We start from the raw sequence: 26,669 nt of genomic DNA, 5'->3' as shown, positions 1-26,669 counted from the left end.
GCGCAACGATAGATGTTGGTACCCATCGAAAGTAGAGCCTGCGAAGCGTAGCAATTGGGCAAGAATGGCCTGTGCGTCAAGCTTCGTCGGCTTACTCCTGATTTCCTGGATAACTCCACGGTAATCCCGTCACCGGGCTAGCCGCCGCGTTACCTTCCGGACCCTGAAACTTCCATCAAAAAATGATGTCAATTTGACATGCCATCAGGCGCCTGACGAAATCGAACAGGCCATCGCCAAGCTGTTTTTCTGGTAAACCCAAGGAAGCGTGAAATGAAATTGATTTTTGCGATGTTGTTGATGTTCAGCGGTTACGCGGCCGCCAGTTGCAGCAGCATCAACGACCTCGACCAGCGCGCCTACTGCGCTGCCACACAGGAAGGCAGCGCTTGCAGCAGCATCAATGACCATGACTTGCGCGCGCGGTGCAACTCAGAAAAAGACGGGAGTGACTGCAACAGCATCAATGATCATGACCAGCGTGCCTATTGCAATGCCAGAAAGGGCCAGGGCGCTTGCAACAGCATCAATGATCGTGACATGCGAGCACGTTGCAGCGGAGAGAATGAAGGTAATGCCTGTAGCAGCATCAATGACCTTGACCAGCGTGCCTTCTGCAATGCCCGGAAGGGCGGCGAATGCAGCAGCATTGGTGATCATGACTTGCGCGCCCAGTGCAATGCCATGAAGCACTGAGTTGGTTTTGCCGACTGGTTCTCCTTACTCGCCGGAGGTGCATGCCGGCGAATCCCTGTAGAAGTTTGAGTGTCCAGCCCCAGGACGCACAGCAACGCGTCCTGGGTAGTTCAAGAAGAATTCAAAGAGCCCGCACTACGTTTGTGCGTCAGCCTCAAGGGTCAAGCGCAAAGCCGTCTCCAAAGCGCTTGGCTTGCGGCCTCAGACCCGGCATCGACTATCTATCAACAAACTCAGGCCCGATGCAGATGCAGCGCGCCCTGCTCTGACACTCGTGAGTCGATCACAGTACGGACCGCGCCGTCCATGGCGAGTCAGATGTACAGGTCATATCCACCTGCTGTTCAAACCGTAGAATTTATGGATTTCATAAAATCATGTTTCAAAAAGACTAAAGAGTATTAGCTTAATTTTCCAGTCAACTCACCAAGTCATCATAATTAAAAAACATCCCACCTCATCGTGCCAGCGCTTCAAGTTATTTCCAAACCGACACAGTTGTTAACGAACGCAGTTCAAGCTTGGCAGTTCTGTTTTTTTGCTTCAGGATCTTCGCCCTTTCATCGACACACCCAAGCAACCTGAGTTTTATATAAACACACCAATTCAAATCAATAAGGAATGACATGGCGTTTTGTCACAACTGCGCAAAGGAACTGACTGTAAAAGGGGATACCTGCCCACACTGCAATGCATCGAGAGATATCATATGGACACCAGGCGCGGTGTCATCAAATGCTCCAGAATCGACATTCTGGTATTTTGAAGTCTTGAGGAAATATGCCGTCTTTGAAGGCAGAGCGCGCAGACAAGAATTCTGGATGTTTTTTTTGATAAACCTCCTGATATCCATAGTCCTCGGTTTTCTCGATGGTTTTTTGGGCACTGACCAGTTGATCTCCACCCTCTATTCCATCGCGGTCTTCCTTCCCGGACTTGCCGTAGGCGTTCGCAGGCTTCATGACACTGATCGCAGTGGCTGGTGGATGCTGGTACCGATAGTCCCGATCATATTCAGTTGCCTGGAGGGACATCGCGACGCCAATCGATTCGGCCCCAGTCCCAAATAAAAAGCGCCTGCTGAAGGTGTGATCGCTGCCCACACCTTCTGCCTCGGTACTACGCCGCGACAATCCTGATCGTCCAAAAATCCGATGCGAGATTCGGGTCCATCAGGTAGCTGTACGGCATGGTGAAGTAGCCATGCATGCCCCATTTGGCGCCCCAGGAGTTGCGCATGATGAAGACCTGTTTCGCATCGTCGTAGCCCACCGCGAGCACACAATGGCCGCCGAGCAATTTCTCGTTAGGGGCTGGCATCGGGACAATACCTGTCTTGGCGACTTCATCGCTTTCGAGGCTTTCATAGACGCCAAAACCTATGACGAAAGGATATCCAGCAGCCAGACACCCTTTCATCTGGTTCAGGTTCTGGGCGACTTTCTGATAAGAGACTGCCTTATACCGCTTGGCATGGGCGTAACAGGATTTGGTGGGTTTGACGGTGAATTTGGTAATGTCGTACGGCCATTCAGCCTCATCGCAGTCGCCTTGTTCGGCAACGCTTTTGATACCGTGACGGATCATTGCACCGCTGTCCGACTCCACGGTGTGCTCGATGACACGCTCGTTGTAATAGATGAACAACCGGGAAGGCGTGAACGCGGGGACAAGCTTCTGTTTCATGCGATCAAACTGAATGGCAGCTGCAATACCATTCGCTGTGCAACTGCCCAACTGGCCCTGATCGTAGACATTGGGGCAATGAGGACGCAGATCCACATGACGTGGAAGCGAGGCCAACTGCTCGACGGGCGCGGCGTACAGATGATCGCGATGATCCGGTACGTCACGAATCCAGCCGTACTGTTTTACGGTATACGTCATCGTTTACTTCTCCACTTGAAAACAGGCTGTTTAATTAGCCATCAGGCACAGCAAAACACTCTTATTGGAAATGGCCATCATTTATAGGCAGCCATTGGCTTGCTATTCAGCTTATTAATCAGACATCAGTTTTTTATGGAGAGGGATGAAGATTTATTTAGGCGAGTTTATTCATGGGCATCAAGATGCAATATCAAAACGACACATTACAACTGCAATAAGATGGGTAACTATTTGATGTGTAAGTGCCGACTGCAAAAATCAAGAAACTTTAAATTCTCCAGCACATTTCTAAACCTCGTGATATCAGAGCCTGATTCAACACAAGGGTCAAAACGATCAAGGGCTGCTGCGCAGCCCATCGCTGCCGTCGTAACCTCCGAGAGCTCCCACGCCCTTCGGGCAGAAGCAGACTCAGGGCTTATCAGGCAGGAGCGAACTCACGCTACCGTCGAGATCATGCCTCAAAACAATCACTGATATGTATCCACATCCTCAGCCGGATAAAACTCGCCCTCTCTCCCTTCCAGCCGCTCACGCACGATCACCTCGACACTGGCCACCGCCGCCTGATCGTCAGGGTTGACCAGTTGCAGGCACAGGCGTCGGGCGTTCTGATCGTGGGTGCCTTCGCTGAGCATGTCGTGGGTGACGATTTGTTCGCCACGCCACAGGCACAGTTGGGTGTGCGTCCCACCGAGCCAGATCTCGTTGATTGACGAGAGGTCGGTGGTCGCCAGTTGGTCCACGGTGATGGTCTTGTCCATTGAGCTGTACCTTTTCAAGTGAGTCGATACAGGTCTGACGTACAAGCGCAGCGGGTCGTTCCCCGTGTCGACGGTTTGACTACACCAATGGCGGTAAACCCCGCCTCTGATGAATACTCCTGGCCCGGCTCAATCCCGACTGCCCGGATTTCAGCCGCGAACCGTCAAGGCCGCGAGGCAATCTCGTCCAGATGATCGAGCAAATCCAGAGCGTCTTCATACACCCTCAACGCCCCTGCCCTTTCCAGCTCGCCTATGTCGTAGCCGCCGGAGAGCACCCCGATGCCTGTGGCCTTGCAGCGTCGGGCGGCGAGCATGTCCCAGATGGCGTCGCCGATCACCAGACATTCGTCGATGGGCACATTCATGTGTTTTGCGGCAGCCAGGAACAGGTCGGGGTCGGGCTTGCCGTAGTGGACGTCGTCACGTGTGATGATGTCGATCTTGTCCGCCTCGAGCCCCAATGCCTTGAGGTTGATGTTGGCGGTATCGACGCCGCCGCTGGTGGCGATGCACCATTTCAGGTTCTCTTGGCTGAGGGTCTCAAGCAGTTCGATTGCGCCGGGCAGCGCGATGATCTGCCCCTGCAACCGCTCGTAGGCGCGGGCATGTTTTTCGCTGAGGCGTTCGGCCTGTTCTTCGCTGATGTCCAGACCGGTTTCGCGAGACAGGGATTTCAACATGAGGCCACCGCTCATGCCGATTTTCCGGTGAATGCGCCACATGGCGAGGGGGATGTCTTCCGAGTCGAGGGCTTCTTTCCAGGCCGCAACGTTTTGATAAACGCTGTCTGTCAGCGTCCCGTCCAGGTCGAAGATGAATGAGGTCTGCGGGCGCATTGGAATTCCCTTTGGGTAAAAATGCTCATGAGTAGAGCACCAGGGGCATGCGGTGCGAGACCGACCCTTGATGCCTTGACGACGAAAACGCTGACCCGTCGAGTCAGGCTCGAGAGGGGTGTGAGGTGCGAACGACAGGTGCGTCACGCACGGCCATCAGGGCCGCGACGCTGCAGCTGCCCGGCACCGACTCTTGATGTGACGGAACACGATGGAGTTGGTTCGGTTGATATCAGTGGCCATGCCCCGAACGGACATTGTCTGCGCGCTTACCCACCAAACGACGCATACCGCAGGGGAAGGCCTGTGGTGAATTTGATCTGCTCCATGGCGAAGCTGGAGCTGACGTCGGTAATGCCGGGGATGCTGATCAGTTGTTTGTACACCGCGTCGTAGCCCGCGATGTCGGCAACGACGATGCGCAGCAGGTAGTCGGTGTCACCGGCCATGCGGTAGCACTCGACCACTTCGGGTAAATCGCCGACGGCGCTGTGAAACTGTTCGAGCCAGGCGGCGTTGTGCTGGTTGGTACGGATCGCGGCGAAGACGCTGACGGAGACGTTCAGGCGCTGCGGGTTCAGCAGGGCGACGCGGCGGTCGATGATGCCGGTTTCTTCCAGCTTCTGAATGCGTCGCCAGCAGGCGGTGCTGCCCAGGCCGATGCGCTCGGCGATGTCTGCAACCGAGCGTGTGCAGTCGGTTTGCAGGCTGTCCAGGATGGCGCGGTCGAACTTGTCCATGTGGGTTCCTGTGTTAGTGGTTCGGGCTCTGTATCGGACGCGGAGCGTCCTGGGATTTTCCGACTCTGATCGTGCCCATGCTCCGCGTGGGCATGCATCCCGTGACGCTCCGCGTCACATGTGCGCCGCCGTACGACCGGTATTTACGCAACTATTGGCATAAAACTAACCCCCGCCAATCAAACTGTAAAATTTTTATCACCCAAAAGCACTTTAAGCAGAATTATTTTTCACACATAGCCAGTCAATCCGCACAAATATCAAAAATTTTTCGCGTTGGCGTCGGTAATCTTTTCACCATCAACCTTGACCCGATAAACAAGCGAATTGCCCATGACCAACAACGCCCTCTACCTGGATTACGCCGCTACCACGCCTGTCGATGAGCAGGTCATTGAAGCCATGGTTGCCTGTATGGGGCGCGAAGGGCATTTCGGTAATCCGGCGTCCAGCGGGCATGGTTACGGGCAGGTGGCGCGGCAGGCGGTGGAGCAGGCGCGACGTCAGGTGGCCGACGCGGTGGGTGCACCTGCCGATACGGTGATCTGGACCTCTGGCGCGACCGAGTCCAACAACCTGGCGATCAAGGGCATCGCCCATGACAGCACGGCGCAACGTCGCCACATCATCACCAGCGCGCTGGAGCACAAAGCCGTCATCGACACGGTGAAAACGCTGGAGCGCCAGGGCTTTCCCGTGACCTGGTTGCAGCCGGACGCCAATGGACTGATCCAGCCGCAGGCCGTGCAGGCGGCATTGCGTGAAGACACGTTGCTGGTGTCGTTGATGCTGGTGAATAACGAGCTGGGCACGCTCACCGATATCGCCAGCATCGGCACGCTGGTGCGCGAACATGGCGCGCTGTTTCACGTCGATGCGGCGCAGGCGGTCGGCAAAGTGAAGGTGGATCTGGCGAGTCTGGCGGTCGATCTGATGTCGTTCTCGGCTCATAAGGCGTATGGCCCGAAAGGTATTGGTGCGCTGTACGTAGGCCCGCGTGCTCATGCGTTGCTGCAGGCGCAGATTCATGGCGGTGGTCATGAAGGCGGTTTTCGTTCCGGCACGCTGGCGACGCATCAGATCGTCGGCATGGGCGAAGCCTTTGCGCTGGCGGTCAACAAGGCTGATGCGGAAAATCGTCGTATCGCTGAGCTGAGCAGTCATTTGCGCGAAGGGCTGTTGGCACTGCCGGAAGTGCAACTTAACGGCTGTCCTGAGCAACGTATTCCGCACACCCTGAACCTGTGCATCACGCGCAGCGGGTTCACAAGCGCCCAGCTATCACACGCGCTGGCACTGTCCTCGACCTCGGCCTGCAACTCGGCGAGCAATGCACCGTCGCACGTGCTGCTCGCAATGGGGCTCGATACCAATAAGGCACTGGCCAGCGTACGCGTCAGCCTCGGTCGCTACACCACGCAAACCGATGTCGAACGCGCCATCGAGGTATTCAGCAAGGCGCTCACCGCGCCGGCTGCGTTCTGGTAACTCCGGCTTTCAATGCAAACCGCTCAAGGTCTCTTAACAGGGACGCTTGAGCTGTTTCGTCTTTATCAGCCCGGCGAAACACCACCGCCCTCATCCGCCACGATATCCGGGTCATCCGAATACACTTCAGGCTCGTCATCCTCGTACGCCTCGTCCTCCTCAGTACGCTCCAGCACCTCGTCGCCCTTCTCCGGGCCTGCTCCGGGCCTGTTCGCGTTCATGTTAAGCACAGGATCAGCCTCACGGTCGTACTGACCCAGCTGCGGGCTGGCAGGATCTTCTTTAGGCACTTCGTTTGTCAGGATGAAATCGGTTGTCATGTCGGCCACCTCTTTTGTCTTGCCAAAGAAAGTGGACGTGCCTGAACGCCAAGGGTTCGATTCAGGTGACGAGCGCGTCTATACGGCGCGTTTGCTGCCGTCTGTAATCTTCATGATACAAAAAGACACAATTGGCACAGATCTTCCAAGTGGAACGGCCGTGCCATGAACCATTGGCACGCGCTGCACACAGGAGGTGCCCACACGCACCAAAGTGCAGTTTTCGGACGCAGAGTCGTCCATTAACAGTGCAATGCCAGACCACAAGTCGTGCGCCTTGCCAGGAAAGGAGTCTACCCATGCCACATCCAGTTCATGCCAGACCACTGCAATGCCTTTCACGGGCTCAAAGGGCTGCGCCCGCAACGGGCCTGCCCGCTGTAACGGCTTCATGTTCGACCTTACCGACATACCCTTCCGACTGATTCAAAACACAAGGCGCAAGCCTTGAATCAATAACCGAACACCCTTGTTTTGCCTTATCGGCAAGCACTTGCGTACTGCTGTGTGCCCGTTACTAACTAACAACGGAAAACTTTGCACCAACACACTTATCGTTCGACAATTTATTTTGATTAACATCACTTAGCCACCACTTTTTTCCATGGCTGAGCTTTATATTTAACTCGACCTGCAATCTTTTACAGCCGGAGCCACTTGCCGTGAATACATGACCAACTAACGCACCAACTTGATTCGAACCTTACAGTATTGGTGCACGTGATTTCATGACCGAGCGGTCATGTATTTTTTAATTCGTCTGACGCCTCAGAGGGGTGAACTTCGGCCTCTGAATGGGTATTGGCACTATTCATTTGAAGGTGATCCCTACCGAAACAGCGCTTAATCGCAAGAAAGGTACAGGAATGCGACATCCGCTCTGGAACGCTGCATACAGGCGTGCCACTGACCATTTCTGGCACAGCGGTTGCAAAGCAGGACTGTTATCAAGCAACACGTTTGCTCGAAGTGGACATAACTAATAAGCAAGGATTCGCAATGCTATCGCCCTGATTGAATATCGCGCTTTGCCCTCTTGAGTCTGTGCCTCTTCAGGCTCGACGGCGTCGTGCGCTTCAACGACTGTGCAGGTCTCCATCATTCGAACATTCGCCAATGTTTGAACGGACTTTTATTGCCCTTCAACTACCCGAGGGAGCGTTAATGAATGATGCGGTAATAATGAAAGCGGTCCCTGTACCGCCGCCGGAAGAAAGTCCGACGGTGTGGCAGAGCATTCCCTTCAAGGCCAATACTTCGCGACCTGGCGGCCTGAAAAAATCGCACGTTTTCGTGTTGATCGCAGCGTCGGTACTTATTCACGGTGCCGTGTGGTGGTACATGCAAACTGCCAAACCGGAAGTGCCGGAAGTTGCGCCACAAGTTCCGGAAATGACCATCGAGCTGACCAGCCCGACGCCTCCAACCCCGGAGCCACCGCCGCCGCCTGAACCACCACCTCCGCCGCCTCCACCACCACCGCCGCCCGAGCCGGAACAGCCGGTCGAGGACCCGGACGCAGTCGAGCCGCCGCCCAAGCCGATCGAAAAGCCGAAGGTCGAGAAGCCCAAGCCGGTCAAGAAACCTGAGCCTGTGAAAAAGCCGACGCCGCCTGCACCGCCAAAACCGGTCCCAGCCCCCGCGCCAGCAGCACCACCGACGCCGACGCCTGCGCCACCTGCTCCGGCAGCGCCAGCAGCACCCGTGAAGGAAAGCGCAGCGGTCTCCGGGCTCGCCAGCCTGGGCAACCCGCCGCCCGAATATCCGGGCCTGGCCTTGCGACGCAGTTGGGAAGGCCGCGTGGTGCTGCGCATCAAGGTGCTGCCCAACGGCCGTGCCGGCACGGTCGAGGTGACCAAATCCAGCGGCAAACCGGTTCTCGACGAGGCCGCGGTGGAAGCGGTGCGCAACTGGAAATTCATTCCGGCCAAGCGTGGCGACACACCGATTGAAGGCTTCGCGACACAGACCATCGATTTCAAGCTGCCGGAATGATCCGGCGTATGACCACTGACAATTCTATTAAAGCTGGTGAGGTGTAAACCATGAACGCATCGCTCTCTTCCATGATCGTACCCGCCGTGCTCTGGGCGCTGATTCTGTTTTCCGTGCTGAGCTGGGCCTTGTTGCTGATCAAGTCCGCGCAATACGTCAAGCTGAAATCCCAGAACAAACACTTCACCAAAGCCTTCTGGGGCGCGCCGGACCTGCTCACCGCCGCCGAACATGCATCGCAATATCCTGGCTCGCTGGCACGCATCGCCAACAGTGGTTTCGAAGCCATGGCGGTGGACGAATCACCGCGTACCACGCAGCAGCTGGCACACACCATCAACCGCTCGGACCGCCTGGAGCGCAACCTGCGCCAGCAGATCCAGAAGGAACGTCGCTCGCTGGAAAGCGGCCAGGCGATTCTCGCCAGTATCGGCAGCACCGCGCCCTTCATCGGCCTGTTCGGAACGGTCTGGGGCATCATGGAAGCGCTGCAAAGCATCGGCCTGACCGGCTCGGCCAGCCTTGAAGCGGTCGCCGGTCCCATCGGTCATGCACTGGTCGCCACCGGCGTCGGCATCGCGGTCGCGGTGCCTGCGGTCCTGATCTACAACTTCTTCCTGCGCCGCCTCAAGCTGGCTGTGGCCGACATGGACGACTTCGCCCACGACTTCGACGCCCTCGCCCAGCGCAGTGCCTTCGCCGTATCCCGTCAACCCATCGCCAGCAAGCAAGGCCACGCCGTGCGGGAGGCAAGCTAATGTCGTTTTCCACTCAAGACAGCGATGAAGTGCTCAGCGAAATGAACGTCACGCCGCTGGTGGACGTGATGCTCGTGCTGCTGGTGGTATTCATCGTCACCACGCCGCTGATGACCAACGCGATCAAGGTCAACCTGCCCAAGACCGACTCGGTCGCCCCGGCCGAGAAGAAGGATCCGGTGGTGGTCAGCGTCGACCAGAGCGGCAAGTTCTTCCTCGCCAAATCGGAAATCGCTCCCGAGCTGCTGGAGAAAAGCCTGCAGGACGAGAAGGCCAAGGATCCGGACATCCGCGTCCAGCTGCAGGCCGATACCGACGTGAACTATGGCCAGGTGGCCAAGGCCATGGCGTCCATCGAGCGCTCGGGCATCACGAAGATTTCCGTCATGACGGCCAAATGAACTGAGGGTTTCGCCCCGCGAAACCCGCTGAACCGACTCCCGCCAACACCATCGTCCGTGGGCTGAAAAGCCCCTGGAGGGGAGCGGCTTGCTGGAAACCAACGCAGTGGAACTCCCGCACGGCACAACCGCGCAGGAATAGAGGGCTCACAAGGCCATTTCAATAATGTCTGGACCAAGTCGGAAATAACCATGCTGATGAATCTTCCCGGATACACCCTCAAGCCACTGGCCCTCGCGGTCCGCCGTCACCCTCGCGCCCTGCTGTGCGCCCTGGCCATGGGCATGAGCGGTGCCCATGCGGCCGAGGCCGTTGAAGCGGACACCGCCAGCGAATCCGTCTCCGCTGCCGCCGTCGTGCCCGCCACGACCCAGCTGCAACGCGTTGAAGTGACCGGTTCGGCGATTCGCCGGGTCGACGCCGAAACCGCCGTGCCGATCACCATCCTGCGCGCCGACGACCTGAAGAAACAGGGCGTGACCACCACTCAGGAAATGGTCCAGCGCATTACCGGCAGTCAGTCGATCAACAACAGCGCGGGCTCTGTCGGTACAGGTTCAGGGGGAGCTTCCTTCGCCGACATGCGCGGCATTGGCCCCAACAAGACGCTGGTGCTGCTCAACGGACGCCGCTTGGCCAACAACGCCATCTCGGGTGTCGGTTCGCCGAACGGCAGCGCCATCGACCTGAACATGATCCCGTTCGCCGCCATCGACCGGGTTGAAGTCCTGCGTGACGGTGCATCGGCCTTGTACGGCACCGACGCCATTGGCGGTGTGATCAACTTCATCACCAAGAAGACCCTGACCGACGGTTCGCTGACCTTGGGCGGCGAGACACCTACCCACAGTGGCGGCGGCGCGACCAAGGACATGAGCGCCAGCTGGGGCTTTGGTGATCTGGAAGAAGACCGCTTCAACGTGATGGGCGTCTTCAACTACAACAAGCAGCAGAATCTGGACGCCAACGACCGTTCATTCACTCAGGATTACCAGCCAGGGCGCGGCCTCAACCAGACCTCCGGCACCGCGTACCCTGGCAACTATTTTCAGGGCGACAACTCTTCCAACCCGCTGGGCGCCAATTGCTCCGGGCCTAGCCTGATCGCCCGCAACGGCATCTGCCGGTTCAGCACCCGCGAGTACATCGACCTGATCCCGCAGACCGAAAAGACCTCGTTCTTCGGCAAGGCCACCGGCAAGCTGGCCGACGACCACAACGTCAGCCTTGAATACTTCTGGGCACGCAACAACAACCACACCGACATTGGGCCGGCCCCACTCACCGGCCTGTCGCTGGATTCGTCGTCGCCGTTCTATCCCGGCAATGGCATCACCCCGGCACCGACCAACTTTACGCTCGACCCCACACAACCGGTCGACACTGCATGGCGCGAAACCGCCGCCGGACCTCGCGGTTCAAGTGACCAGAACACCAGCCAGCGCTTTCTGCTGAATTTCGACGGTCTGGTCGGCGGCTGGGATTACAACGTCGGCGCTTCGTACAACCAGAACAAGGTGCTGTCCAGTCTCACCGACGGCTACGTCAGTGACGCGCAGATGATCAATGGCCTGGCCAACGGCGTGATCAACCCGTTCGGGCCGCAGACCGCAGCGGGTCAGGCGCTGATCGATGCCAACCAATATCACGGGCAATACTCCAGCGCTGTGGGCCGCGTGGCAGGAATCGATGGACGTATCAGCCGGGAAATCGGTGACTGGTTCGGCGCAGGCCCGGCCGGTCTGGCACTGGGCGGCGAGTACCGCAAAGAGAAGATGCATCAACAGTACGAAGCGTTCGTCAACGACGTCAGCAGCCTGGGTGCGGATGCCGCGGGCAGCGTATCGGGTGAGCGCAGCGTGAAAGCCGAATACGCCGAGTTGAACGTGCCGGTGCTGGACAGCCTGGAACTGACCGCCGCTGTGCGTCATGACAAATACAGTGACTTCGGCAGCACCACCAACCCCAAGTACTCGTTCCGCTATCAGCCGATCAAGCAACTGGTGGTCCGTGGTGCCTACAGCGAGGGCTTCCGCGCGCCATCGCTCTATGAGCTGTATGCACCGCGCAGCACGACGTTCACTCAGGGTTTTTACAACGACCCTGTGTTGTGTGCCGGCGGCACCGTGCAGCCCGGCGGCAATGCCGGTCGTGACTGTGCGCAGCAGTTCCTCAACAACAGCGGCGGCAACACCGAACTGGCGCCGGAAAAAGCCCGTAACATGACGCTGGGCTTCGTGTATCAACCGGTCAACAATCTGTCGATGGGTCTGGACTTCTGGTGGATTCACATCTCCAACCAGATCCAGTCGTTTCCTGAATCGACCGTGTTCGACGACCCCAACACGTATGCCGATCGCTTCGTTCGCGCCGCTGACGGTTCCATCGCCAACATCGTGACAGGCAACGCCAACCTGGGCATCGTCAAGACCAGCGGTGTGGACGTCAGCCTCGACTATCGCTTCCCGAATACGCCCTATGGTCAGTTCGGCCTGGGCATGACCGGCACTTACGTGACCCGTTATGACTTCCAGAACATCATTGACGGTCCGTATACCGACAAGGTCGGCGACTTCCAGGGCGATGGCGTGATCTCTCGCTGGAAACACGTTCTGACCGGTACCTGGTCGCTGGGCAATACCCGCGCGTCCATCACCAACCGCTTTACCTCGGGCTACAACGATTACGACCGCACCACCAACGCGCGGGTCGCCTCGTATGCGCTGTGGGACCTGTCGGTCGGTCATACCTTCGACAAGGTGCTGGATGTCGATGCGGGCCTGCGCAACATGTTTGACCGCAACCCGCCGTTCTCCAATCAGGCCTACAACTTCCAGTCCGGCTATGACCCACGCTACGCCGACCCGTTGGGCCGCACGCTGTTCGCACGCATGACGTATCACTTCTGAGGGTGAAGGCGCGACCCATACCCGCTCCGTGGGTCGCGTCCTGTTTGCGAGCTCGCCCCCTCCGGCCACAGGTTTCATCCACCTTCCCCGGCCGGAGGCCTTTTTCGCCGCACGGCGTCATTCGTGCGTACGAGGATAGCCCCATCATGTCGCGTCAAATCCGTCTTCTGCGACGCCTGCTGCTGGGTGTTGCGGTGTTGTGCACCTGTTGGCAGGTCGCGCTGGCCACGCCGACACATGCCTTGACTGTCTACGGCGAGGCACCCAAGTACCCGGCCGGCTTCAAGCACTTCGATTACGTCAACCCGGACGCCCCCAAGGGCGGAACGCTGACCCGGTCAGCCGAAGAGATCGGTCAGTTCAATTACCTCAATCCTTACGTCGATCAAGGCATCGGTGTCGTACAGCTCGACACGTGGGTCTATTCGCCGCTGGCCTATCGCTCGCTCGACGAGCCTTACACCGTCTACGGGCTGATCGCCGAAAAGATGGAAGTGGATCCGAACGGTCTGTGGGTGCGGTTTTACCTCAACCCCAAGGCGCGCTTCGACGACGGCCAGCCGGTCACAGCCGAGGACGTGCGCTACACCTACGAGCTGATGACCACCAAGGCCAGCTTCAGCTATCGCCCGATGTTCGCCGACGTGAAGGACGTGACCATCGAAGGGCCGCTGCAGATACGTTTCGACTTCAAGAACAACCTCAACCGCATGCTGGCCCTCGACATCGCCAGCCTGCACATCTTGCCGAAGCACTGGTGGAAAGACCGGGACTTCGCCAACGGCGGCGGCTTCGAGCCACCGCTGGGCAACGGGCCGTACCGCGTCGCCAAGGTCGACGCCGGACGCAGCGTGGTCTTCGAACGGGTCAAGGACTGGTGGGGTAAGGACCTGCCGGTCAGCCGCGGCCTGTACAACTTCGACACCCTGACCGTGAACTTCTACGGCGACACGGAAATCGCCCGCCAGCTGCTGCAGGCTGGCGCGTTCGACTACAACCGGGAGTTTTCCTCGGCGGGCTTTACCGTCGGCTACAGCGGCCCGGCCATCGACGACGGGCGCTTGCAGAAAAACATCCTGGCCACTCAGCGCCCCGTCGCCGCGCAGGGTTTTGTGTTCAATCTGGACAACCCGATCTTCAAGGATCGCCGCGTGCGGCAGGCGCTGTCGATGCTGTGGGACTTCGACTGGATCAACCGCCGGGTGATGCGCAATTTCTATGTGCGCCAGCAGAGCTATTTTCCGAAAAGCGAAATGTCCGCGACCCAATTGCCGGACGAAGCCGAACTGAAAATTCTCGAGCCTCTGCGCAGCCAGATCCCCGACGAGGTGTTCACGCAGGTCTACCAGCCCCCCAAGACCGACGGCAACGGCTACATCCGCGACAAACAGGTACAGGCCCTCAAGCTGCTGGCCGAAGCCGGATGGCACCCCAAAAACAACAAACTGGTCAATGCCGCAGGCGAGCCGATGGTGTTCAGCTTTCTCGACGGCCAGGGCGGTTTTGATCGCCTGATTCTGCCGTTCAAGCGCACGCTGGCGCAGATCGGGATCACGCTGGATTTCCTGCGCATCGACTCCGCGCAATACATCAACCGACTTAACGCCCGGGACTACGACATGATCGTGGTCACCTTCCCCAAAAGCGGCAATCCGCTGATCTCGCCGGGCCGTGATCTTTACAACCTGTACGGCTCGCAGAGCGCCACCGAAGTCGGCAGTTCCAACGCCATGGTGCTGCGCAACCCGGCCGTGGACACTCTGATCGACGGGCTGGTGGCCGCCAACAGCCGCAACGACATGGTGCATTACGCCCGTGCGCTGGATCGGGTGTTGCAGTGGGGCTATTACATGATCCCCAACTACTTCTCCAAGGGCACGCCGCTGGTGTACGCCAACCGTTTCGGCAGGCCCGACACCGCGCCCATCTACGACGTCGGCCTGGAAACCTGGTGGCAGATCAGCCCGACCGCGCTGACCAACGCCCAGGCTGCTGCGCTCGGCAGCAAGACCACCGCTGCGAAGGAGCATTGAGATGCTGGCTTACGTAATCCGACGCCTGCTGCTGATCATTCCTACGCTGCTGGCCATTCTGATTGTGAATTTTCTGATCGTGCAGGCTGCCCCCGGCGGGCCGGTGGAGCAGGCCATCGCACGGATTCAGGGTTTCAGCCCCAACGGCGTCGGTGGAGGCGGCGGCGAAGTGGCCTCAAGCGGTACTGCCAGCCGCAGCACGCGCGGTCTGGACCCGGCGCTGATCGAGTCGATCAAGGAGCATTACGGTTTCGACAAACCGATGCACGAACGCCTGTGGCTGATGCTCAAGAACTACGCACAACTGGACTTCGGCAACAGCTTCTTTCGCGGCGCGCCGGTGACCGAGCTGATCGCGCAGAAACTGCCGGTGTCGCTGTCGCTCGGGCTATGGGCGACGTTGATCACCTACCTGATCTCCATTCCGCTGGGCATTCGCAAGGCAGTACGGCACGGCAGCGCCTTCGATGTATGGAGCAGCACGCTGGTGATCATCGGCTATGCCACGCCTGCGTTTCTGTTCGCGATTCTGTTGATCGTGGTGTTTGCCGGTGGCAGCTACCTGAGCTGGTTTCCGGCGCAGGGCCTGTTCTCGGAAAACTTCGACAGCCTCGGCACCTGGGGCAAGGTGAAGGACTACCTGTGGCACCTTGTGCTGCCCGTCACGTCGCTGGTGATCGGCGGCTTCGCGACACTGACCATCCTGACCAAGAACAGCTTTCTCAACGAGATCAGCCGCCAGTACGTGGTCACGGCGCGGGCCAAGGGCCTGACGGAACATCGCGTGCTATACGGCCACGTGTTCCGCAACGCCATGCTGCTGGTCATTGCCGGTATTCCGCAGGCGCTGATCGAGGTGTTCTTCGCCGGTTCGCTGCTGATCGAAACCATCTTCGGCCTCGACGGGCTGGGGCGCATGAGCTACGAGGCGGCGGTGTCGCGGGATTATCCCGTGGTGTTCGGCACGCTGTTCCTGTTCACCCTGTTCGGCCTGCTGATCAAACTGGTGGGTGACCTGTGCTACATGCTGGTCGATCCGCGCATCGATTTTTCCGCGAGGAGCGCCTGATGTTCGAGTTCTCTCCCCAGAGCCAGCGACGCATGGCGCTGTTCAAGGCCAACCGGCGCGGCTGGTGGTCGTTGTGGATCTTCGTCGGTCTGATGCTGGTGTGCCTGTGCGGCGAGCTGATCGCCAATGACAAGCCGTTGCTGCTCAGCTATGACGGCGAGCTGTATTACCCGGCGTTTCATACCTATATGGAAACCGATTTCGGCGGCGAGCTGCCCTTTGAGCCGGATTATTCCAGCGACTATGTGCGCCAACTGATCGCGGCTAAGAACGGCTGGATGATGTTCGCGCCGATCCCGTTCAGCTACGACACCATCAACTACGACCTGGAAGCACCCTCGCCCAGCCCGCCCGATGGCCATAACTGGCTGGGCACCGACGAACAGGCGCGCGATGTGCTGGCGCGGGTGCTGTTCGGGGCGCGGATTTCGATTCTGTTCGCGCTGCTGCTGACGGCGATCAGCACGGTGATCGGAGTCTGTGCCGGGGCGATTCAGGGGTATTACGGCGGCATGACCGACCTGATCGGCCAGCGCATTCAGGAAATCTGGTCGGGCCTGCCGGTGCTGTACCTGCTGATCATTCTGTCGGGTTTCGTGTCGCCGAATTTCTGGTGGCTGCTGGGGATCATGGCGCTGTTTTCATGGCTGTCGCTGGTGGACGTGGTGCGCGCCGAGTTTCTGCGCGGTCGCAATCTGGAATACGTCAAAGCGGCCCGCGCACTGGGTCTGACCGACGCCGCGCTGATGTGGCGGCACATCCTGCCCAACGCCATGACCAGCACGCTCACCTACCTGCCGTTCATCGTGACGGGCTCCATCGCCACCCTCACCGCGCTGGATTTTCTCGGCTTCGGCATGCCCGCAGGCAGTGCCTCGCTGGGCGAGCTGATTGGCGAAGCCAAGCGCAATCTGCAGGCGCCGTGGCTGGGCCTGACCGCCTTCGTCGCGCTGGCGCTGATTCTGTCCCTGTTGGTGTTCATCGGCGAAGCCTGCCGTGACGCGTTCGATCCCCGGAGCTGACATGCACGACAACCTGATTGAAATACGTGATCTGCGCGTTGCCTTCAACGGTCACGAAGTGGTGCATGGCGTCAGTCTCGACATCCGGCGTGGCGAATGCCTGGCGCTGGTGGGCGAATCCGGCTCGGGCAAATCGGTGACGGCGCATTCGATCCTGCGTCTGTTGCCGGGCAAGACGGTCAGCACCCAGGGCTCGATTCGTTATGACGGGCTGGATCTGGTCAGCGCCAGCGACAAGCAACTGCGCAGCCTGCGCGGCAACCGGGTGGCGATGATCTTTCAGGAGCCCATGAGTTCGCTGAACCCGCTGCACACGGTCGAGAAACAGATCGGCGAAATCCTCGTCACCCACAAGGGCCTGAAAGGCAAAGCCGCCTTGAATCGGACCCTTGAGCTGCTGGAACTGGTCGGCATCCGGGATCCTCTGTCGCGCCTCACCGCGTACCCGCATCAACTGTCCGGCGGGCAACGCCAGCGCATCATGATCGCCATGGCGCTGGCCAACGAGCCTGACCTGTTGATCGCCGACGAACCGACCACAGCGCTGGACGTGACGGTGCAGGTGAAAATCCTCGAACTGCTCAAGTCCCTGCAACAGCGGCTGAACATGTCGCTGTTGCTGATCAGCCATGACCTCAATCTGGTGCGTCGCATCGCACAGCGGGTCTGCGTGATGCGCGAGGGCGAGATCGTCGAACAGGCTGACTGCGAGACGCTGTTCAATAGCCCGCAACATCCATACAGCCAGTTGCTGATCAACGCCGAGCCCGATGGCGAGCCGGTGCCCTCGACACATACCAACACGCTGCTGTCGGTGCTGGACCTGAAGGTCTGGTTTCCGTTGGCGAAGTCCTGGTTCAAGCGCGAGCCGCAGTTTGTGAAGGCGGTGGATGGCGTGAGTTTCGAACTGCTCAAGGGCAAGACGCTGGGCATCGTTGGCGAATCGGGTTCGGGCAAGTCCACGCTGGGTCAGGCCATCCTGCGGCTGGTCGACTCCGAAGGCAGTATCCGTTTCGGCACCAAGGAACTGAGCCTGCACAGCCAGCACTTGATGCGTCCGCTGCGTCGCCAGTTGCAGGTGGTGTTTCAGGACCCGTTCGGCAGCCTGAGCCCGCGCATGACCGTGGCGCAGATTATCGCTGAGGGATTGGTCACGCATGGTATTGGCACAGCCAAAGAACGTGAGGAAACCGTGATCCGAGTGCTGGGCGAAGTCGGGCTGGACCCGGCCAGTCGGCATCGTTACCCGCATGAATTTTCCGGAGGCCAACGCCAGCGCATTTCCATCGCCCGGGCACTGGTACTGGAACCGGACCTGATCCTGTTGGATGAACCGACCTCGGCGCTGGACCGCACCGTGCAGAAACAGATCGTCGCACTGCTGCGAGACCTGCAGATTCGTCACGGCCTGACGTACCTGTTCATCAGCCACGACCTGGCGGTGGTACACGCGCTGGCGCACGACCTGATCGTGATCAAGGACGGCAAGGTGGTCGAGCAAGGCCCGTCGAGGGAGATATTCGCCGCGCCAAAGCAGCCCTACACCCAGGAACTGCTGCGCTCGTCGGGGCTGGTGTTTGGTTGAACTGCATCGCAACCGTGGGAGGCGGCTTGCCGGCGATGGCGTCAGGTCAGAAGAAGCGCTGAAGTCTGCATCTGTCCGCCTCGACCCGTGACGCTCTGCGTCACATTCAAGAGCGGACGCGGAGCGTCCTGGGCGGCATTCCCACGCGGAGCGTAGGAACGATCATCATGGGCTGCCGGTCCCCTGCAGATCGCCAGCACGCCGCCCATCACTTCACGTTGATGGTGATCTTCTTCGACTCGACGCTCGGGTTCAGCGGGATGTGGCTCTTGTCACCCACCAGCAGTTGCAGGGTGTGCTGGCCCGGCGGCAGGTTCACTTCGGTTTCGGTCTGGCCCTTGCCGAAATGGCGGATGTTGTCAGTCATCGGCAATGGCGTATCCATCGCAGGCTGGTCTTTCACGTCGATCAGGAGGTGATGGTGCCCGGTCTCGGGGACGTCCACACCGGCAGGCGCAACGCCCATGCCTTTCAAGCCAAACTGCACTTTGAAGGGCGAGGTGACGGTCTCGCCATCCTTCGGCGAGATGATGTAGACCTCGGCACCCGGCGCCGATGCGGTGCGCGGGATGTCAGCGGCGCTGACCAGCATCGAAGCGCCCAGCAGAACGCTTGCAACGACAACTCCAGAAAATAGCGACTTCATGATGTCTCCAGACGTGATCGACGTAATGTCGGGCCGTGCAACGATAGCCCGAGCCGCGTAAAAACAGCTGAACGACTTGATGAAAGTGTTTTCATGAATCTGTGCAGCCGAATTCAAGACGCGACCTAAGGAAAAACCTCGTCGCCACGACGCCGGAACCAGCCGGTCAGTGACAGCCTGTCCCGGGTTGCGGGCAGCACTTCATGGGGAATCTCGCCGGAGAGAAACACAACCAGACAACCGCCCGTAGGCTGCACGTCATACGCCACCTCGTCCTTGAGGTACATGCGCAACTGACCGCCATGTTCCGGGAGCCAGGCGTTGTTGAGGTACAGCACCGCCGACACCATGCGTTTGTCGTCATCGCGGAAGCGGTCCACGTGGCGCAGATAGAAGGCGCCGGGCGGATACTGGGCGAAATGGCTTTCGTAATCCTCAAGGCCCAGGAACAGACCGCGGTTAAGCGCCTGACGCAGGCTGTCCATCAGTTCCAGATAACGGTCGCAGCAGTCTGCCTGACCTGCCTCCAGCCACTGGATCCGGTCACCGCGAATCCCCTCGCGCACTTCATGCGCAAGCCCCCGGCCTATACCGGCAGGCTCCAGTTCACCTTCGGCAGCGCGCTTGCGGCACTCTTGTTCGAGTTCGAGGGTCAGACTGTCGGGCAGGAAAATATTCTGCTGCGACCAGCCGTTTGCGGCCAGGTCGTCGACGATTCGTAGCAGCAGCGGGTGATCGGAGGGTATGCGCATGCGGCGCATCATATCCATAAGCCCTGAAATCCGACAGAGGCGCGTATGTGGCGCGTCATATGCGGTAGATTTCGCTGCGCAAGGGCAGTGATAACTCGACAAGTCCCCGGTAACACCCGGAGAATAGCGACCTGCCGACAGGAGTCCCTAATGCGCCGTTTGTTTGTTTTGTTGTTGATGTTGTGCACTGCGCCTGCCTGGGCAGACAGCTATGACCAGTTGTACAAGGCTGCAGGCTGGCCGGACCAGCGCGCGCACTTCAACGATGCCTTGAAAGCTGCGCAACAGCGCTACCGGGACAACCTGCCACCTGCGGTTTTTCAGGCGCTGGTCAATAACAGCAATCAGCGTTTTGCACCGCAGGCGATGGATCAGCGTGCTGCACGACGCCTGCGTGAAACGCTGAAAGACCCCAACCCCTCGCTGCAATTCTTCCAGTCGCCACTGGGCCGCAAGATCGTCAACGCCGAACTGACCGCGACCCGCGCCGATCAACTGGCCAAGCATGCCGACGGGCTGCCGCACATTGAAGCCGACGCGACCCGCCAGCTGTTGATCGGACATCTGGCGCAAGCACTGCCCGCCAAACAGGCCGGTGCCGAAGTCAGCCTCGCCATCGCCGGTGTGGCTGCCGACAGCCTGAGCCAGATGATTCCCGGCCTGTTGGGCGGCGGTCAGGCGCAGGGCATGCTCGAAGGCCAGCGCGAGCGTCTGATGGCGCAGATCAGTGCCGATCTGAACAACACACTGCTCTACGTCTATCGCGAGCTGTCGGACCCGGAGCTGGAAGAGTTTTCGACCTTCGCCGAATCGCCGGAAGGTCAGGCGTACTATCAGGCTGCGCTCGCCGCGATCCGCGCAGGACTTGCGGTCGGGCAAAGTACGTCGAGTCTGAATCCCGCGCAGTAACCCGGCAGTCGTTATCAAAAAGGACGTTATGAAAGACTCGATCGCATTGCTCGCCACCGCAATCGCCATGGCCGTTCTGGCCTCGCTGTTCTGGAAGGAACTGGGACAGGACGCGTTTGCCGTGCTGGGTCTGATCACGACCGTGACGCTGGCCGTCGACAACTTCCGTCTGCGCCGTCAGGTCAAAGCGTTTTCGGCCCGCACTCTCCAGAAGCCTTAACGCAACCGCTCCGCCAGAAAATCGAAGTACCGTGCGCGCAACTCCGGCAGTTCGTTGGCCAGGTGATGGCGAGCGGGGCCGAGCATCAGGATCTGCGGTTCGCTGAATTTGTCCTTCAGAACGCTCAGGTTGTGCAGCCAGTCCACCGTCATGTCCGCCTCACCCTGAATGATCAACGGACTGCGTGTGCTGCGTGGCGCGCTTTCGATACGTACGATCCATTGCGCCAGCGCACCGACCCAGGCGGTCGGCAGTCGATTGGGCTGCAACGGGTCGGCCAGCAGGAACGGCAGGAAGGCCGGGGCGTTGGAGTTTTCGGTGAAACGTCGGGCGATGCCGGTCACGAAGGGCTTGAGCAGGTAGTAACTGAGCCGCGACCAGCCCCAGGCACGCGGGCGCACCAGTGGCGACAGCAGAATCACCTGTCCTTGCGCTGGGCTGTCGGCACCCTGATTGAGCAAATGATCGATCACGATGGCACCGCCGGTGCTCTGGCCACACAGATGCCAGGGCTGCGGCAGTCTGAGGGCCTGCGCTTCCAGCAGCAGTTGCTGCAGCACGGCCTGATATTCCGCGAAGTCGTTGATGCTTGCGCGGCTGCCGCTGGAAAGCCCGTGGCCCGGCAGGTCGCAGGAAATCACCGCAAAGCCCTGCCCCAGCGCCCATTCGATCACGTGCCGGTACAGGCCCATGTGGTCATAGAAGCCGTGGAACAGAAACAGCGTTGCGACGGCATTCTCGGGAATCCACACCTGCCCGACGATCTCGTACCCCGCCACATCCAGCCGCCCGAGCCAGCTGCGAATCACGTTCTCACCGCCCAGACCGCCCAGTCCATAGAAGCGCTGGTACGCCTGTCCATCCGGCGAAAGCGGATCGATGATGCCCAGCGGCAACAGGCTGGCACGCAGATTATCGGGGTCGAACGTTACGGACATGGGCCTTCCAGATTCGGGCAAGCGCCGCGAGCAGATGATGCAGGGATAGTCTTCTGTCTGCCTGGACATGACAAGCCAGACCGACACAGTTAAAACGTTTTTTACACAACGTGCGCATTGTATCTGCCCGGTATCTTCACTACCCAGCCCTGAGCCAAAACGGTAGCCTTCATCCCCGCAATACGCCACTCATAGAGGAACCGGATGAAACGCAGCCTGATCGCCCTTGCCCTCATCATCGCCATCGTTGCCAGTGGCGCAGGCTGGTACGTCCACAGCAAACAGCCGGTGCGCGAGGGCGAGATTGCCATGAGCCGTCTGCAGGGGCCGGTCAGCGTGCGCTACGACGAACGCGGTGTGCCGCATATACGTGCCGAAAACGAAGCGGACCTGTACCGCACCCTGGGCTATGTCCAGGCTCAGGACCGGCTGTTCCAGATGGAAATGATAAGGCGTCTGGCGCGTGGCGAACTGGCCGAAATCCTGGGTCCGAATCTGATCGAGACCGACAAGCTGTTCCGCAGCCTGCGCATCCGTGATCACGCGGCGGCCTATGTGGCGCGTCAGGACAAGAACACGCCGATGTGGAAGGCCCTTGAAGCCTATCTCGATGGCATCAACCAGTATCAGGACACCCACGCAAGGCCGATGGAGTCCGACGCACTGGGCATCCCCAAGCGGCCGTTCAGCGCTGAAGACACGCTCAGCATCGGTGGCTATCTGGCCTACAGTTTTGCTTCGGCATTGCGTACCGAACCCTTGATGACCTATGTGCGCGACCAGTTGGGCCCGCAGTACCTTAAGGTTTTTGATCTGGATTGGCACCCGAACGGCGTGCTGGACCAGAAGCCCGCGCTGACTGGTGCGGACTGGAAAGGCCTTGGCGCGCTGGCGAAACTGAGCAATGAAGCATTTGAACAGGCTGGCCTGCCGCAATTCGAAGGCAGCAATGCCTGGGCGATTTCCGGCAGCCGCACGCAAAGCGGCAAACCCATTCTGGCGGGCGACCCGCACATCCGCTTCTCGGTGCCTGCGGCCTGGTACGAGGCGCAGCTGTCGGCACCGGGCTTCGAACTGTACGGGCATTTTCAGCCGCTGAATCCGTTTGCGTTTCTGGGCCACAACATGGACTTCGGCTGGAGCCTGACCATGTTCCAGAACGACGACATGGACCTGATCGCCGAGAAGACCAATCCTGAAAACCCCAATCAGGTCTGGTATCACGGTCAGTGGGTCGAGATGACCCGCACCGAACAGCAGATTGCGGTCAAGGGCCAAGCGCCTGTCACGCTGAGCCTTCTGGAGTCGCCGCATGGCCCTGTCGTCAACGATGCGATGGGCAAGAATGCAGGACAGGTGCCCATCGCGATGTGGTGGTCATTCCTGGTGTCGGACAACCCGGTGCTGGACGGTTTCTATGAGGCCAACCGCGCCGACACGCGAGAGAAGATGCGCAGCGCGGCCGAGAAGATCCAGGCGCCCGGCCTGAACATCGTCTGGGCCAACGCCAAGGGTGACATCGGCTGGTGGGCAACGGCGCAATTGCCGATCCGGCCGGAAGGCGTCAACCCGACCTACATCCTCGATGGCAGCACGGCGCAGGCCGACAAACTGGGTTTCTACCCTTTCAGCGCCAACCCGCAGGAAGAGAATCCGGCACGAGGCTACATCGTGTCGGCCAACTTCCAGCCGCTCTCGCCCACCGGGATGCAGATTCCGGGTTACTACAACCCGCCTGAGCGTGGCCAACAGCTTGACCGTCAGCTGAGTGACGCCTCGGTCAAGTGGGATGTGGAGGCCAACAAGAAGCTGCAACTGGGCACACGGACTGATTACGCGCCGAGCATCCTCCGGCCGCTGATTCCAGTGCTGCGCAGCGTGGTCAGCGACCCTGAGGAACTGGCGCTGGTGGAGCGGATGGCCAGTTGGAACGGCGAGTATTCGCTGGACTCGGTGGGTGCGACGCTGTTCAACCAGTTCCTGTTCGACATCACTGAAGAAACTTTCCACGATGAACTGGGCGATGACCTGTTCCAGACGCTCCTGACGACACGCTCGCTGGACATGGCGCTGCCGCGTCTGGCCGCTGATGCCGACTCTCCCTGGTGGAACAACCGCAACTCACCTCACGAAGAAAGCCGCGCCAATACCGTCAAGGTTGCGTGGCGTGCCAGCGTTTCGCATCTCAAATCCCTGTACGGCAACAACCCGGACGAATGGGTCTGGGGCAGAGCGCACACATTGACCCATGGACATCCGCTGGGCTCACAGAAGCCATTGGATAAAGTGCTGAACGTCGGCCCCTACCCGGCGCCGGGTACGCATGAAGTGCCGAACAACCTGTCAGCCAGCATTCGCCCTGCGCCGTGGCCCGTGAACTACGGCCCCTCGACCCGCCGCATCATCGACTTCGCCGACCCCGCCAACAGCCTGGGCATCAACCCCGTCGGCCAGAGCGGCGTACCGTTCGACAAGCACTACTCGGATCAGGCCAAGGCCTACATCAATGGCGAGTACATGAAACAGCACTTCAGCGAACAGGACGTGGTCGAGCACACCGAAGGGGTGTTGAGGTTCGTGCCGGGGCAGTGAGCGAGGACACTGATCGTGCCCATCGTTATACACAAGTCTGCCTCAACACTGATCGTGCCCATCGGAGCGTGAGGAACGATCATTGCGCGATATTGATCGTGCCAATGCTCCGCGTGGGCATGCAGCCCGTGACGCTTTGCGTCACAAATGGCACAGACTGAGGATTCAGTGAGCCGAGCGCATGACGTGGATAACGCTGGAGCTTGGACGTGCATCTGCGCCACCTTCGAGAGCGGACGCGGAGCGTCCTGGGAGGCATTCCCACGCAGAGCGTGGGAACGATCAAACGATGAGCGCAGCGTAGGAACGATCAGCGTCACGCAGCCGGGGCGCGGCGTGGGTCGGGTTGTTTCCAGGAGTCGGCGGCGCTTTCCTCGATGGCTTGCTGGATCGCGCGTTTGCGGTTGTTTTCCGCACGGCGGGTGAAGAACCAGACCAGAAAGGTGGCCAGCGAGACGGCCAGCAGAATCAGGCTCGCCACCGCGTTGATCTCAGGCTTCACGCCCAGACGCACGGCCGAGAACACTTCCATCGGCAAGGTCGTCGAACCCGGCCCGGAGACGAAGCTGGCCAGGACCAGGTCGTCCAGCGACAGTGCGAAGGACATCATGCCGCCCGCCGCCAGCGATGGCGCGATCATCGGGATGGTGATCAGGAAGAACACCTTCCACGGACGCGCCCCCAGGTCCATCGCCGCCTCTTCAATCGACAGGTCCAGCTCACGCAGGCGCGCCGACACCACGACCGCCACATAAGCCGCACAGAACGTCGTGTGCGCGATCCAGATGGTCACGATGCCGCGTTCCTGTGGCCAGCCGATCAGCTGCGCCATCGCCACGAACAGCAGCAATAACGACAGACCGGTGATCACTTCCGGCATCACCAGCGGTGCCGTGACCAGCCCGCCGAAGAAGGTCCGGCCCTTGAAGCGTGTGATGCGGGTCAGCACGAACGCCGCCATTGTCCCCAGCGCCACCGCCGCGATGGCGGTGTAGCAGGCGATTTCCAGCGAGCGCATCACCGAGCCCATCAGTTGCGAGTTGTCCAGCAGGCCCACGTACCACTTCACCGACCAGCCGCCCCAGACCGTCACCAGTTGCGAGGCGTTGAACGAGTAGATGACCAGAATGACCATCGGCGCATAGATGAACAGCAGACCGAGGACCAGCATCAGGTTCGAGAATCGAAAGGTCTTCATGCCTTGCCCTCCAGTTCTTTGGCCTGACTGCGGTTGAACAGGATGATCGGCACAATGAGCACCAGCAGCATGATGACCGCCAGCGCCGAAGCCACGGGCCAGTCACGGTTGTTGAAGAATTCCTGCCACAGCACGCGGCCGATCATCAGGGTTTCCGGCCCGCCCAGCAGCTCGGGGATCACGAACTCGCCGACGACCGGGATGAACACCAGCATGCAGCCGGCGATCACGCCGTTCTTGGACAGCGGCACGGTGATCTTCCAGAAACTGTTGAAGGTGCTCGACCCCAGATCGGACGCGGCTTCCAGCAGGCTGGTGTCGTGCTTCACGAGGTTGGCGTACAGCGGCAGGATCATGAACGGCAGGTAGGAATAGACCACGCCGATGTACACCGCCAGATTGGTGTTGAGGATCTGCAACGGCTCGTTGATCAGGCCCAGCCACATCAGAAATGCATTGAGCAGCCCGTTGTTGCTGAGAATGCCCATCCAGGCGTAGACGCGAATCAGGATCGCGGTCCAGGTCGGCATCATGATCAGCAGCAACAGAACCGTCTGGATGTCCTTGCGCGCATTGGCGATGGCGTAGGCCATCGGGTAGCCGATCAGCAGGCACAGCAGCGTGCTGATGAAGGCCATTTTCAGCGAACCCAGGTACGCCGAAACGTACAGGTCATCGCCCGTCAGCAAGGTGTAGTTGGCGAGGTTGAGCACCAACTGCAGTTTCTCTTCGGCGTAGCTGAAGATTTCCGTATACGGCGGGATGGCGACGTCAGCCTCGGCGAAGCTGATCTTGATGACGATCAGGAACGGCAGCGCAAAGAACAGAAACAGCCAGAGGAACGGCACGCCAATGACCATCTGCCGACCGTTGGGCATGATGCGCCCGAAGGCGCGCTTGATCT

The 26,669-nt window shown here is 59.6% G+C and carries 24 protein-coding genes; 14 read left to right on the top strand and 10 right to left on the bottom strand.

What is annotated here, in order from left to right; genetic code table 11:
* Nucleotides 1–273: 273 nt before the first annotated feature.
* Together AO065_RS27350 and AO065_RS27625 are read left to right on the top strand one after the other, a co-directional pair.
* A complete protein-coding gene (locus tag AO065_RS27350; RefSeq protein ID WP_004880439.1) occupies nucleotides 274–696 on the top strand; it encodes a hypothetical protein in 423 nt (140 codons plus the stop codon).
* 626 nt (nucleotides 697–1,322) lie between these two features.
* The gene (locus AO065_RS27625) at nucleotides 1,323–1,766 is read left to right on the top strand and encodes a DUF805 domain-containing protein (protein ID WP_004880441.1); all 444 of its coding nucleotides are present in this window, start codon (nucleotides 1,323–1,325) and stop codon (nucleotides 1,764–1,766) included.
* A gap of 49 nt (nucleotides 1,767–1,815) precedes the next feature.
* Here AO065_RS27625 and AO065_RS01055 read toward each other — a convergent pair whose 3' ends face one another.
* The 4 genes from AO065_RS01055 to AO065_RS01040 form a co-directional block, all read right to left on the bottom strand.
* Nucleotides 1,816–2,583, bottom strand: coding sequence for a C1 family peptidase (locus tag AO065_RS01055; protein WP_004880445.1), 768 nt, complete (start codon nucleotides 2,581–2,583; stop codon nucleotides 1,816–1,818).
* A gap of 473 nt (nucleotides 2,584–3,056) precedes the next feature.
* Nucleotides 3,057–3,350, bottom strand: a complete 294-nt coding sequence (locus tag AO065_RS01050; RefSeq protein ID WP_004880456.1) for a hypothetical protein — start codon at nucleotides 3,348–3,350, stop codon at nucleotides 3,057–3,059.
* A 164-nt stretch (nucleotides 3,351–3,514) separates the two neighbouring features.
* On the bottom strand, nucleotides 3,515–4,189 hold the full coding sequence (locus tag AO065_RS01045) for an HAD family hydrolase (protein WP_004880459.1): 675 nt from the start codon (nucleotides 4,187–4,189) through the stop codon (nucleotides 3,515–3,517).
* 269 nt (nucleotides 4,190–4,458) lie between these two features.
* The gene (locus AO065_RS01040; protein ID WP_004880460.1) at nucleotides 4,459–4,929 is read right to left on the bottom strand and encodes an Lrp/AsnC family transcriptional regulator; all 471 of its coding nucleotides are present in this window, start codon (nucleotides 4,927–4,929) and stop codon (nucleotides 4,459–4,461) included.
* Between the two features lie 333 nt (nucleotides 4,930–5,262).
* On the opposite strand from AO065_RS01040, the gene AO065_RS01035 reads away from it, so the two are divergent.
* Nucleotides 5,263–6,417 (top strand): cysteine desulfurase family protein, encoded by a 1,155-nt coding sequence (locus AO065_RS01035; RefSeq protein WP_004880462.1) that lies wholly within the window; start codon nucleotides 5,263–5,265, stop codon nucleotides 6,415–6,417.
* Nucleotides 6,418–6,482: 65 nt separating this feature from the next.
* On the opposite strand, the gene AO065_RS01030 is transcribed toward AO065_RS01035, so the two are convergent.
* Nucleotides 6,483–6,737 carry a hypothetical protein gene (locus AO065_RS01030; protein ID WP_004880465.1) on the bottom strand — a complete coding sequence of 85 codons (255 nt, stop codon included), beginning with the start codon at nucleotides 6,735–6,737 and terminating at the stop codon, nucleotides 6,483–6,485.
* 1,164 nt (nucleotides 6,738–7,901) lie between these two features.
* Here AO065_RS01030 and AO065_RS01025 point away from each other — a divergent pair.
* From AO065_RS01025 to AO065_RS00990, 8 genes are all read left to right on the top strand, one after another.
* Entirely contained in the window at nucleotides 7,902–8,732 is an 831-nt protein-coding gene (locus tag AO065_RS01025) for an energy transducer TonB (RefSeq protein ID WP_080597885.1), read from the top strand.
* Nucleotides 8,733–8,782: 50 nt separating this feature from the next.
* Nucleotides 8,783–9,490, top strand: coding sequence for a MotA/TolQ/ExbB proton channel family protein (locus AO065_RS01020; RefSeq protein WP_004880467.1), 708 nt, complete (start codon nucleotides 8,783–8,785; stop codon nucleotides 9,488–9,490).
* The gene (locus tag AO065_RS01015; protein ID WP_004880470.1) at nucleotides 9,490–9,891 is read left to right on the top strand and encodes an ExbD/TolR family protein; all 402 of its coding nucleotides are present in this window, start codon (nucleotides 9,490–9,492) and stop codon (nucleotides 9,889–9,891) included. Before AO065_RS01020 ends, AO065_RS01015 begins: the two co-directional genes overlap by 1 nt.
* Nucleotides 9,892–10,083: 192 nt before the next feature.
* Nucleotides 10,084–12,801, top strand: a complete 2,718-nt coding sequence (locus AO065_RS01010) for a TonB-dependent receptor (protein ID WP_004880473.1) — start codon at nucleotides 10,084–10,086, stop codon at nucleotides 12,799–12,801.
* Between the two features lie 146 nt (nucleotides 12,802–12,947).
* Nucleotides 12,948–14,834: an extracellular solute-binding protein gene (locus AO065_RS01005; RefSeq protein WP_004880476.1), complete on the top strand. Its 1,887-nt coding sequence runs from the start codon at nucleotides 12,948–12,950 to the stop codon at nucleotides 14,832–14,834.
* Nucleotide 14,835: 1 nt separating this feature from the next.
* Nucleotides 14,836–15,903 carry a microcin C ABC transporter permease YejB gene (locus AO065_RS01000; protein WP_004880477.1) on the top strand — a complete coding sequence of 356 codons (1,068 nt, stop codon included), beginning with the start codon at nucleotides 14,836–14,838 and terminating at the stop codon, nucleotides 15,901–15,903.
* Nucleotides 15,903–16,925: an ABC transporter permease gene (locus AO065_RS00995; protein WP_004880478.1), complete on the top strand. Its 1,023-nt coding sequence runs from the start codon at nucleotides 15,903–15,905 to the stop codon at nucleotides 16,923–16,925. Before AO065_RS01000 ends, AO065_RS00995 begins: the two co-directional genes overlap by 1 nt.
* Before the next feature lies 1 nt (nucleotide 16,926).
* Nucleotides 16,927–18,510, top strand: coding sequence for an ABC transporter ATP-binding protein (locus AO065_RS00990; RefSeq protein ID WP_004880481.1), 1,584 nt, complete (start codon nucleotides 16,927–16,929; stop codon nucleotides 18,508–18,510).
* A gap of 208 nt (nucleotides 18,511–18,718) precedes the next feature.
* Here AO065_RS00990 and AO065_RS00985 read toward each other — a convergent pair whose 3' ends face one another.
* Nucleotides 18,719–19,156, bottom strand: coding sequence for a DUF4399 domain-containing protein (locus tag AO065_RS00985; RefSeq protein WP_004880482.1), 438 nt, complete (start codon nucleotides 19,154–19,156; stop codon nucleotides 18,719–18,721).
* Nucleotides 19,157–19,281: 125 nt separating this feature from the next.
* On the bottom strand, nucleotides 19,282–19,917 hold the full coding sequence (locus AO065_RS00980; protein ID WP_032650564.1) for a 2OG-Fe(II) oxygenase: 636 nt from the start codon (nucleotides 19,915–19,917) through the stop codon (nucleotides 19,282–19,284).
* Nucleotides 19,918–20,058: 141 nt separating this feature from the next.
* Between AO065_RS00980 and AO065_RS00975 the strand changes: the two genes are divergently transcribed.
* Together AO065_RS00975 and AO065_RS00970 are read left to right on the top strand one after the other, a co-directional pair.
* The gene (locus tag AO065_RS00975) at nucleotides 20,059–20,817 is read left to right on the top strand and encodes a DUF2059 domain-containing protein (RefSeq protein ID WP_004880485.1); all 759 of its coding nucleotides are present in this window, start codon (nucleotides 20,059–20,061) and stop codon (nucleotides 20,815–20,817) included.
* Between the two features lie 28 nt (nucleotides 20,818–20,845).
* Nucleotides 20,846–21,037, top strand: coding sequence for a hypothetical protein (locus AO065_RS00970; protein ID WP_004880487.1), 192 nt, complete (start codon nucleotides 20,846–20,848; stop codon nucleotides 21,035–21,037).
* On the opposite strand, the gene bipL is transcribed toward AO065_RS00970, so the two are convergent.
* The gene (bipL, locus tag AO065_RS00965; RefSeq protein ID WP_004880489.1) at nucleotides 21,034–21,975 is read right to left on the bottom strand and encodes a phospholipase BipL; all 942 of its coding nucleotides are present in this window, start codon (nucleotides 21,973–21,975) and stop codon (nucleotides 21,034–21,036) included. The two genes, AO065_RS00970 and bipL, sit on opposite strands and share 4 nt — an antisense overlap.
* A 204-nt stretch (nucleotides 21,976–22,179) precedes the next feature.
* Here bipL and AO065_RS00960 point away from each other — a divergent pair, with 204 nt between their 5' ends.
* A complete protein-coding gene (locus tag AO065_RS00960) occupies nucleotides 22,180–24,567 on the top strand; it encodes a penicillin acylase family protein (RefSeq protein WP_004880490.1) in 2,388 nt (795 codons plus the stop codon).
* 316 nt (nucleotides 24,568–24,883) lie between these two features.
* Here the strand turns inward: AO065_RS00960 and AO065_RS00955 are convergent, their stop codons facing one another.
* Entirely contained in the window at nucleotides 24,884–25,765 is an 882-nt protein-coding gene (locus AO065_RS00955; RefSeq protein ID WP_004880501.1) for an ABC transporter permease subunit, read from the bottom strand.
* Nucleotides 25,762–26,643 (bottom strand): ABC transporter permease subunit, encoded by an 882-nt coding sequence (locus AO065_RS00950; RefSeq protein WP_162234369.1) that lies wholly within the window; start codon nucleotides 26,641–26,643, stop codon nucleotides 25,762–25,764. Before AO065_RS00950 ends, AO065_RS00955 begins: the two co-directional genes overlap by 4 nt.
* Nucleotides 26,644–26,669: the final 26 nt, after the last annotated feature.

Origin of the sequence: Pseudomonas viridiflava, assembly GCF_001642795.1 — a bacterium.
GTDB classification, from domain to species: domain Bacteria; phylum Pseudomonadota; class Gammaproteobacteria; order Pseudomonadales; family Pseudomonadaceae; genus Aquipseudomonas; species Aquipseudomonas viridiflava.
The sequence above is the reverse complement of the archived record's forward strand: the minus strand, read 5'-3'. Positions and strand labels throughout refer to the sequence as shown.

Coding starts and splice junctions, on each gene's coding strand:
- AO065_RS00990 (WP_004880481.1), top strand. CDS start 16,927: ATGCACGACAACCTGATTGAAATACGTGATCTGCGCGTTGCCTTCAAC.
- AO065_RS01005 (WP_004880476.1), top strand. CDS start 12,948: ATGTCGCGTCAAATCCGTCTTCTGCGACGCCTGCTGCTGGGTGTTGCG.
- AO065_RS00955 (WP_004880501.1), bottom strand. CDS start 25,765: ATGAAGACCTTTCGATTCTCGAACCTGATGCTGGTCCTCGGTCTGCTG.
- AO065_RS00970 (WP_004880487.1), top strand. CDS start 20,846: ATGAAAGACTCGATCGCATTGCTCGCCACCGCAATCGCCATGGCCGTT.
- AO065_RS00950 (WP_162234369.1), bottom strand. CDS start 26,643: ATGCCCAACGGTCGGCAGATGGTCATTGGCGTGCCGTTCCTCTGGCTG.
- AO065_RS00975 (WP_004880485.1), top strand. CDS start 20,059: ATGCGCCGTTTGTTTGTTTTGTTGTTGATGTTGTGCACTGCGCCTGCC.
- AO065_RS00995 (WP_004880478.1), top strand. CDS start 15,903: ATGTTCGAGTTCTCTCCCCAGAGCCAGCGACGCATGGCGCTGTTCAAG.
- AO065_RS01035 (WP_004880462.1), top strand. CDS start 5,263: ATGACCAACAACGCCCTCTACCTGGATTACGCCGCTACCACGCCTGTC.
- AO065_RS27350 (WP_004880439.1), top strand. CDS start 274: ATGAAATTGATTTTTGCGATGTTGTTGATGTTCAGCGGTTACGCGGCC.
- AO065_RS01045 (WP_004880459.1), bottom strand. CDS start 4,189: ATGCGCCCGCAGACCTCATTCATCTTCGACCTGGACGGGACGCTGACA.
- AO065_RS01030 (WP_004880465.1), bottom strand. CDS start 6,737: ATGACAACCGATTTCATCCTGACAAACGAAGTGCCTAAAGAAGATCCT.
- AO065_RS01010 (WP_004880473.1), top strand. CDS start 10,084: ATGCTGATGAATCTTCCCGGATACACCCTCAAGCCACTGGCCCTCGCG.
- AO065_RS01050 (WP_004880456.1), bottom strand. CDS start 3,350: ATGGACAAGACCATCACCGTGGACCAACTGGCGACCACCGACCTCTCG.
- AO065_RS01015 (WP_004880470.1), top strand. CDS start 9,490: ATGTCGTTTTCCACTCAAGACAGCGATGAAGTGCTCAGCGAAATGAAC.
- AO065_RS01040 (WP_004880460.1), bottom strand. CDS start 4,929: ATGGACAAGTTCGACCGCGCCATCCTGGACAGCCTGCAAACCGACTGC.
- AO065_RS00985 (WP_004880482.1), bottom strand. CDS start 19,156: ATGAAGTCGCTATTTTCTGGAGTTGTCGTTGCAAGCGTTCTGCTGGGC.
- AO065_RS27625 (WP_004880441.1), top strand. CDS start 1,323: ATGGCGTTTTGTCACAACTGCGCAAAGGAACTGACTGTAAAAGGGGAT.
- AO065_RS01025 (WP_080597885.1), top strand. CDS start 7,902: ATGAATGATGCGGTAATAATGAAAGCGGTCCCTGTACCGCCGCCGGAA.
- AO065_RS00980 (WP_032650564.1), bottom strand. CDS start 19,917: ATGCGCCGCATGCGCATACCCTCCGATCACCCGCTGCTGCTACGAATC.
- AO065_RS01000 (WP_004880477.1), top strand. CDS start 14,836: ATGCTGGCTTACGTAATCCGACGCCTGCTGCTGATCATTCCTACGCTG.
- bipL (WP_004880489.1), bottom strand. CDS start 21,975: ATGTCCGTAACGTTCGACCCCGATAATCTGCGTGCCAGCCTGTTGCCG.
- AO065_RS01055 (WP_004880445.1), bottom strand. CDS start 2,583: ATGACGTATACCGTAAAACAGTACGGCTGGATTCGTGACGTACCGGAT.
- AO065_RS01020 (WP_004880467.1), top strand. CDS start 8,783: ATGAACGCATCGCTCTCTTCCATGATCGTACCCGCCGTGCTCTGGGCG.
- AO065_RS00960 (WP_004880490.1), top strand. CDS start 22,180: ATGAAACGCAGCCTGATCGCCCTTGCCCTCATCATCGCCATCGTTGCC.